The sequence below is a fragment of the Phocaeicola sp. RTP21198st1_B8_RTP21198_201120 genome (assembly GCF_040929485.1).
In the GTDB taxonomy this organism is placed as follows: Bacteria; Bacteroidota; Bacteroidia; order Bacteroidales; family Bacteroidaceae; genus Phocaeicola; species Phocaeicola dorei.
In genome coordinates this window covers 1-1,225 of sequence record NZ_JBCOCI010000421.1, presented here as the reverse complement: position 1 = coordinate 1,225, position 1,225 = coordinate 1, and the positions used below count along the sequence as shown (strand labels likewise).

General features: G+C 38.3%; 3 protein-coding genes. All 3 read left to right on the top strand.

Features of this window, described 5'->3' with window-relative positions:
• The coding region (locus AB5935_RS26915; RefSeq protein WP_368327967.1) for a DapH/DapD/GlmU-related protein at window positions 1-398 on the top strand (398 nt) is incomplete at its 5' end.
• A gap of 8 nt (window positions 399-406) precedes the next feature.
• Window positions 407-886, top strand: coding sequence for a hypothetical protein (locus AB5935_RS26910; RefSeq protein WP_004326819.1), 480 nt, complete (start codon window positions 407-409; stop codon window positions 884-886).
• Between the two features lie 41 nt (window positions 887-927).
• The coding region (locus tag AB5935_RS26905) for a glycosyltransferase (protein WP_368327966.1) at window positions 928-1,225 on the top strand (298 nt) is incomplete at its 3' end.

Genomic DNA, 1,225 nt, shown 5'->3' with positions numbered 1-1,225 from the left:
CACATATTAGTGGTCATCCTTTTATTGCACCTACTGCCCGTATATATGCCCCATGGCTTTTAACCGTAGGAGATAGGTCTTGTATAGCGACTCGAAGCGAAATATATAATTTGGGACCTGTTATTATAAAAGAAAGAGTAACCATAGCACAGTATGCTTATATCTGTAATGGATCCCATGACTTATCTGATAATAAATTACCTTTGGTTGTAGGTGATGTGGTTATTGACAATGATGTGTTTATTGGAGCAAGAGCCATAATTCTGCCAGGATTACATCTTTGTCGATATTCGGTTGTTGGTGCTGGCGCAGTACTCACCCAAAATACTACTGATTTTGGCATTTATGCAGGTAATCCTGCAAGATTTATAAAAGAAAGAAAGATTTATGGTGAATAATCATTATTATGGTGGCTCTTATGTTGCGTAAATCTCCTAAAATCTGTTTAGCCTGTTCGGCAGGCGGGCATTTACGTGAGCTACAATTGGCTATTGGCGCTATTCCAGAGCAATGGGATTGCTATTGGCTTACCTTAAAAACGACATCAACTAAAGCTTTTATGGCAGACAAGGAACATGTATTTTTAGTGAATTTTCAACCAGCAAAGAAATGGACACTGATAGTGAACTGTTTGCAAGCAATATTCTGGGTGCTGGTGAAACGCCCAGATGTAATCATTACTACAGGAGCTGGTGTGACTGTACCTACGGTTTTTTTCGCAAAAAAACTATTGGGGACAAAAGTAATATTTGTTAATTCGGCTGCTGATGTGACACATGCTTCTAAAACTCCCGTATGGATAGAACGGTATAGTGATCTATTTTTGGTCCAATGGGAAGAGATGCGGCAATTATTTCCTAATTCAATTTGTTGTGGTGTTTTATGATTTTTGCTAGTTTAGGTACAATGAACATAGCCTTCAATCGTATGGCAAAAGCCGTGGATGAATGGGCAGCTATAACTAAGGAAGAGGTGATAGTACAAACTGGGTATACAGATTATCCCTACAAACATGCGAAAGCTTTTAAATTTTGTACAAAGGAGCAGATGAAGGGTTATATTTCTAGAGCTGATATATTAATACTTCAAGGTGGCTGGGGAGCAATATCGGAAGCGATGGAATTGAGGAAAAGAATAGTTGTGATACCAAGATATGACAAGGTAGAGCATATCCATGACCAATTTCAATTAATTAGGAAATTGGATACTTTGGGCTGTGTACTAG